Source organism: Angustibacter speluncae (assembly GCF_054777815.1).
In genome coordinates this window covers 1-6,652 of the sequence record NZ_BAAHAF010000084.1, presented here as the reverse complement: position 1 = coordinate 6,652, position 6,652 = coordinate 1, and the positions used below count along the sequence as shown (strand labels likewise).

Here is a 6,652-nt window from a genome sequence, read left to right as displayed (position 1 = left end):
GGCACCCGGGTGCCGGGTGGCGGCGCGTAGCGCTCGCGCTCGACCGCCCGGGCCACGCGGTGCAGGCTCGCCCCGGCCTCAGGCGGCAGCGCCTCCCCGACGACGGCCTCGGCCTGGCGCACGGTCAGGTGCGGCGGCACCCGCACGCCGCGGTCGCCGAGCTCCTCGACCAGCGAGGTCCAGGCCGCCTCGGCCCGCGCGCCGGGTGTGGTGGCCCGCGCCCAGCGGCGCCGCCGCACCAGCACGGTGGTGACGGCCGGTGCGGCCAGCAGCGCCAGCACGAGCAGCACGGCGAGCACCACGCGCCACGGGACGTCGCGCAGCACCTCGACCAGCGAGCGGTCGGGCGCGCTGCTCGGCTCGTCGACGTCACGGGGGTTGGTCGGGCCCGCCGGCGCGGCGCTCGAGCTCGCCGAGGTGCTCGGCGCCGCGGTCGGCTCGGGCTCGGCGGTCGGCGCGGAGTACCCGGGGAGCGTCCCCGCCCGGGTGGCCGGCGTGGGCTCGAACCGCAGCCAGCCGGCGCCCTCGAAGTACAGCTCGGGCCACGCGTGGGCGTCCTGCTGGGAGACCTCGTAGCGGCCCTCGCCGACGCGCTCGCCGGGCAGCCATCCGACGGCGACGCGGGCCGGGATGCCGATCGAGCGCGCCATCAGCGCCATCGCGGACGCGAAGTGCACGCAGTAGCCGCTGCGGCGCTGCAGGAAGTCGGCGACCGCGGACGAGCCGTTCTCCGGCGGCGCGTCGAGCGAGTACCGGAACCCGCCGCCGTTGCGGAACCAGGCCTGCAGGCGCGCCGCCTGCTCCAGCGCCGTGCCCTGGCCCGCCACCTGCTGGGCGGTCGTGGTGATCGAGGCGGGGGTGCCCTCGGGGAGCGCGGTCCAGCGCTCGACCACCTCGGTCGGCGGGGGACCGGCGGTGGCCAGCACCGCGGCGTCCGGCTCGACGAGCTCGTGCAGGACGGTGTAGCGCAGGCCCTCCTCGGTCTGCGTGCCGTCGCCGACGACGTTGAAGGTGGTCTCGTCGTAGATCCAGGGGCCGATGATGTCGATCCGCGTCTGCGGGTACGGCGAGGGCAGCCAGCCCTGGCGCAGGGCCTGGATCTGCACCGACGTGCGGGCCTGCTGGGTGGTGACGCCCCCACCCAGGCCGGGCGGCGGAGGGAACTGGTCGGCCGCCCGCTGGTCGCGGTCGATGTCGCCGTAGGTGGGCTCCCACGTCTCGCCGTCGAAGGAGTCGACGGTGACGAGCCGGATCGGGTCGGGCACCGGGTCGTCGGTCTCGTAGGTGAAGACCACGACGTCGTCGTTGGCCGACAGGTCGTCGCGCAGCGACAGGATCGGGTTCAGCACGGCGATCGTGCCGTTGCCCGGGCCGTCGCCCGGCAGGTCGCCGCTCGGCAGCAGGCTCTCGGACAGCCCCGGCACCAGGCCGGGCAGCAGCACCGCCGCGACGACCGCGAGCACCCCGACCCGCCGTCCGGTGGCCGACAGCGACGCGGAGCGTCCCTCCTCGCTGCCCGAGCTGCCGACCACGCGGCCCCAGCGCGCCACCCGCTCCTGCGCGTCGGACGACACCAGGACGAGGTAGCCGGTGGCGGCCAGGACGAACCACCACCACGGCAGGCCGCGCGCGACCAGCGCGGTGGGCACGCAGTACACGGCGAGCAGGGCCAGGCCCGCGACCGCGGGACGCCGCAGCGCGACGCTGACCAGGTCGACCAGCCACCACACCAGGGCCAGTCCCGCGACGACGACCATCCGCAGGCCCGGGGTGGCCGGGGCGGGCGCCGCCGAGCCCGTGATGGTGTCGCCGCCCTGCACCGCGAGCTCGACGAACCGCTCGACGGTGGCCGGGCCGGGCAGCACGAACAGCACGGCCTCGGGCAGGGCGTAGACCCAGGTGAGGGCGAGCGCGGCGCCGAGCAGCCCGCCGGCCGCGCCGGCTGCGGTGCCGCCCACCCGGCGGCCGGCGGACGCGAGCAGGACGCCCGCCGCCAGGACGGCGGTGAGCTCGACGAGCCACCCCAGGCCCTGGACGAGCGGGAAGAAGGTGGTCGCCGCGAGCAGCACCGCGAGCGCCGCGACCAGCCGGGTGCGCGTCGCGCGGGTCACCGTCGGGCTCCCGCCACGGCGCCGCCGCCCTGCTGGGCGGCGTGCCGCGCGACCAGCCGCTCCCAGGCCACCGGGACCGGCGTGCGGGCGTCGACCTCGACGCACGACCAGCCACCGAGCTCGAGGGTGCCGGAGGCGGCCTCGCGGGCGCCGTCGATCTCGCCCGCGCGCCGCGGCGGCAGCGCGGCCCAGGTCGTGGTGCGCAGCAGGACCGCGATCCCGGTCGTGCCCTGGCGGGCCAGGGACGCGAGCGGGTGCGCCTCGTCCGGGCCGACCTCGCCGAGCAGGGCGACGACCAGGCCGTCGCCGCCGGCGCGCGAGAGCAGGGTGGTCGCGGCGGACAGCTCGCCGGGCCCGCCGAGGTCGACGACCGCGAGCCGGTCGAGCAGCGTGCCGACCCCGCCGACGTGCTCGCGCCCGGTCCAGCCGGTCTCGAGGTCGTCGCTGACCAGCCGGACGCCGTACCCGGCGTCGACGAGCAGGTGGCACACCGACGCGGCGGCGCTGACGAGCCACTCGAACGAGGACGCCGGGCCCTCGCCGCGGTGGCCGACCGCGCGGCGGTCGAGCAGGACGGTGGCCTGCAGCTGGTGCGGCTGCTCGTCGCGGCGCACCATCAGCTCGCCCCGGCGGGCGGTCGAGCGCCAGTGCACCCGGCGCAGGTCGTCGCCGTACCGGTACTCGCGGGTGGCCAGGTCGTGCTCGCCGGACGCGGCCGCGGTGCGGGTGACCGAGTCGCCCGACCCGCGCCAGCTGCCGGCGGCGCGCAGGGGGAGCAGCGGGTGCACCTTGGGCACCACCACCAACGGGTCGGTGGCGCGGAAGGACCGCCCGACCTCGCACATGCCGAACGGGTCGGTGAGCCGCAGCCGCACCGGCCCGACCTCCCACCGTCCGCGCACGTCGCTGCGCAGCGTGTAGCTGACCGCCGCGCGGGCGCCGGGGTCGAGCCGGTCGACCACGAACCGCGGTCGGGCGCCGAGCACGTAGGGCAGGTGCTCCTCGGCCAGCAGCACGCCGGTCGGCAGCGACGACAGGTTGGCCAGCTCGAGCCGCACGGTCGCCGACGACCCGGCGTCGACCCGGGCGGGCGCCACGGTGCGCGACAGCTGCACGCGGTAGCGGGCGCGCGCGACGACGAGCACCGCCACCAGCGGCACGGCCACGAGCAGCACGGCCACCCGCAGCAGGTCGCGCTGCCCGAGCAGCACCGAGCAGGCGGCGGTCGCGACGCCCGCGGCCAGGAAGGCCCGCCCGCGGGTGGTCAGCCCGGACAGCGCCGCCGGCAGGGCGCCGGCGTCGGGACGGCGCGGCCGGCGTCCGGTGCGGGGGTCGGCTGCGGGGGTACCCGCCGCCGGGCTGGTCACGGCGGCGTCCTCAGCGGGCCGCTGCCGGCACCGGCACGCGGTCGAGCACCTCGGTGAGCACGTCGTCGACCGAGCGGCGGGCGAGCTGGGCGTCGGCCGTCGGCAGCAGCCGGTGCGTGAGCACGGTCGCGGCCAGCTCCTTGAAGTCGTCCGGCAGCACGTGGTCGCGGCCGTCCAGCGCCGCGCGGGCCTGGCCCAGCCGCAGCAGCTGCAGGCTCGCCCGCGGGCTCGCGCCGAGGCGCAGGTCGGGGTGGCGCCGCGTCGCGGTGACCAGGTCGACGAGGTACTGCTTCACGGCCGGCGCGGCGTGCACCGCCTTCACCACGTCGACGAGCGCCCGCACGGTCGCGGCGTCGGCCACCGGCTCGAGCGCGTCCAGCGGGTCGGACTCGTCGCGGGAGTCGAGCATGTCGATCTCGGCGGCGGAGGAGGGGTACCCCATCGACACCCGCGCCATGAACCGGTCGCGCTGGGCCTCGGGCAGCGGGTAGGTGCCCTCCATCTCGATCGGGTTCTGGGTGGCCACCACGATGAACGGCGGCTCGAGCACGTAGGTGACGCCGTCGACGGTGACCTGGCGCTCCTCCATGCACTCCAGCAGGGCGGACTGCGTCTTGGGGGAGGCCCGGTTGATCTCGTCGCCCACCACGACGTTGGCGAAGACGGCGCCCGGCTTGAACTCGAAGTCGCGCGTCTCCTGGTTGTAGATCGAGACGCCGGTGATGTCGCTGGGCAGCAGGTCCGGCGTGAACTGGATGCGCCGCACCGAGCAGTCGATCGAGCGGGCCAGCGCCTTGGCCAGCATCGTCTTGCCGACGCCCGGCACGTCCTCGACGAGCAGGTGGCCCTGGGCGAGCAGCACGGCGAGCGCGGTGCGCACGGCCTGCGTCTTGCCCTCGATCACCGACTCGATGGCGGCCTGCACCGAACCGGCGGTCGCCGCCAGGTCGTCGAGGGTGCGCGGGGCGGTGCCGGTCGTGGTCACGCGGAGGTCCTCCCGGGTCGTCGTGGACGCCCGTGCCCACGCTGCTGCTGACGGTACGCGACGGGACGCGTCCGAGGGGGACGGAGTGCGGACCGCGAAGGGTCGCCCCCGCGCCGCCGGCCCCGGCGACCGCTCGCCCGCACCCCTCCACTTCCCTCCCCGGACGCCGGCGCGCCGCGTGGCGGACCGGCGGACCGGGCGGCAGCGAGCACGGCGCGAGCACGGACACCGCCCCACGGCTGCCCGTCCCGGTCCGCCGGGCACCGGTTCGGCCGAGACCCCTCCACACCGCTCCACCCGCACTGACCTGGGGGAACGGCTCAAGTTCTGGCGCGACTCGGCCGATTCCGCGTTGACCGTGGTGGGAAGTGGAGTAATGTGGAGCGCGTTGGGGCCGGCGGGGGGCCCCGACCCGGACAGGGAGGAGGCCGCCGGTGTTCCTGGGCACGCACTCCCCGCGTCTGGACGACAAGGGCCGGCTGATCCTCCCGGCGAGGTTCCGCGACCAGCTCGCCCCGGGTCTGGTCCTCACCCGCGGCCAGGAGCGCTGCCTCTACGTGTTCACCACCGCCGAGTTCGGCCGGCTGCACGAGCAGCTGCGCCAGGCACCCACCTCCAGCAAGCAGGCCCGCGACTACCTGCGCGTGCTGCTGTCCGGTGCGTCCGACGAGATGCCCGACAAGCAGGGCCGCATCACGATCCCGACCCAGCTGCGCACCTACGCCGGCCTCGACCGCGAGGTCACGGTCATCGGTGCCGGCTCCCGGGTCGAGATCTGGGACACCCCCGCCTGGGAGACCTACCTCGCCGAGCAGGAGGAGGCGTTCGCCACGACCGCCGAGGAGGTGGTGCCCGGCCTGTTCTGACCGGCCACCCCGACCCGACGCGCGCACGACCCCGACGCACGACCTGCACGACCTTCCCCGCACGTCCGTCCGTCCCGGTCTCCAGCCGACCGCACGACCTGGCGCACCTTCCCCGGTGCCAGGCCGAGCGGGCGGAGGGAGACCCGGGCGGACGGCCACCACCGCCGGACGCGACCCGGCGGCCGCCCCACCTCACGACACCCCACTTCCCCCGCGTACTTCCCCGACGCGCACCGGGTGCCCGCCCCCACGGGTCCCGGCGCACCCGCACCTCCCGTGAAGGGTCGAGATGAGTTCCGATGCCGCAGCGCGCCACGTGCCCGTGCTGCTCGACCGCTGCGTCGCCCTGCTGGCGCCCGCCCTCGACGAGCCCGGGTCGGTCGTGGTCGACGCGACCCTCGGCATGGGCGGCCACAGCGAGGCGCTGCTGCGCCGCTGCCCGCGGGCGCGGCTCGTCGGCATCGACCGCGACCTGGACGCCATCGACCTGGCCGGGCGCCGGCTCGCGCCGTTCGGCGAGCGCGTGACGCTCGTGCACGCCGTCTACGACCGGATCGGCGAGGTGCTCGCCGACCTCGGGCTGCCCGCGGTGCAGGGCGTGCTGCTCGACCTCGGCGTCTCCTCGCTGCAGCTCGACGAGGCCGGTCGCGGCTTCTCCTACAGCCAGGACGCCCCGCTCGACATGCGGATGGACCAGAGCACCGGCCGCACCGCCGCCGACGTGCTCAACACCTACCCGGCCGGTGACCTGGCGCGCGTCCTGCAGCGCTACGGCGAGGAGCGGTTCGCCCGCCGGATCGCCGACGCCGTCGTCCGCGAGCGCGAGGTCGCGCCGTTCACCACCAGCGCCCGGCTGGTCGAGCTGGTCCGCGCGAACGTCCCGGCGGCCACGCGCCGCACCGGCGGCAACCCGGCCAAGCGCACCTTCCAGGCGCTGCGGATCGAGGTGAACGGCGAGCTCGAGGTGCTCGAGCGCGCGCTGCCCGCGGCGCTGGACGCGCTCGCCGTCGGCGGCCGCGTGGTCGTGATGTCGTACCACTCGCTCGAGGACCGGCTCACCAAGCACGCGCTCGCCGAGCGCACGACGAGCACCGCCCCGGTCGACCTGCCGGTCGAGCTCCCCGAGCACGCGCCGACGTTCCGGCTGCTCACCCGCGGGGCCGAGCAGGCGCCCGGCGACGAGCAGGAGACCAACCCGCGGGCCGCGTCGGTGCGGCTGCGCGCCGCCGAGCGGGTGCGGGCGGGCACGCCGCCCCGTCGCCGCGACCGCAGGGGGGTGGCGGCATGAGCCCCGCCGCGTCCGCCGCCCGCGCCCGGGTCGCC

General features: G+C 76.7%; 5 protein-coding genes. 2 read left to right on the top strand and 3 right to left on the bottom strand.

All coding sequences use genetic code 11. The features are described 5' to 3' along the window. The 3 genes from ACYVKY_RS10120 to ACYVKY_RS10110 form a co-directional block, all read right to left on the bottom strand. A partial coding sequence (locus ACYVKY_RS10120) for a transglutaminase family protein (RefSeq protein ID WP_460434851.1) occupies positions 1-2,111 on the bottom strand: 2,111 nt, incomplete at its 3' end. After that, entirely contained in the window at positions 2,108-3,478 is a 1,371-nt protein-coding gene (locus ACYVKY_RS10115) for a DUF58 domain-containing protein (RefSeq protein WP_460434850.1), read from the bottom strand. The genes ACYVKY_RS10115 and ACYVKY_RS10120, both read right to left, overlap by 4 nt. Before the next feature lie 10 nt (positions 3,479-3,488). Continuing rightward, the gene (locus tag ACYVKY_RS10110; protein ID WP_460434849.1) at positions 3,489-4,463 is read right to left on the bottom strand and encodes an AAA family ATPase; all 975 of its coding nucleotides are present in this window, start codon (positions 4,461-4,463) and stop codon (positions 3,489-3,491) included. Positions 4,464-4,897: 434 nt separating this feature from the next. Between ACYVKY_RS10110 and mraZ the strand changes: the two genes are divergently transcribed. Both mraZ and rsmH read left to right on the top strand, forming a co-directional pair. Next, positions 4,898-5,329 carry a division/cell wall cluster transcriptional repressor MraZ gene (mraZ, locus tag ACYVKY_RS10105; protein ID WP_460434848.1) on the top strand — a complete coding sequence of 144 codons (432 nt, stop codon included), beginning with the start codon at positions 4,898-4,900 and terminating at the stop codon, positions 5,327-5,329. A 289-nt stretch (positions 5,330-5,618) separates the two neighbouring features. Beyond that, the gene (rsmH, locus tag ACYVKY_RS10100) at positions 5,619-6,617 is read left to right on the top strand and encodes a 16S rRNA (cytosine(1402)-N(4))-methyltransferase RsmH (RefSeq protein WP_460434847.1); all 999 of its coding nucleotides are present in this window, start codon (positions 5,619-5,621) and stop codon (positions 6,615-6,617) included. Positions 6,618-6,652: the final 35 nt, after the last annotated feature.

Excerpts from the sequence above, each read along its gene's own strand:
- rsmH (WP_460434847.1), top strand. The coding sequence starts at position 5,619 with ATGAGTTCCGATGCCGCAGCGCGCCACGTGCCCGTGCTGCTCGACCGC.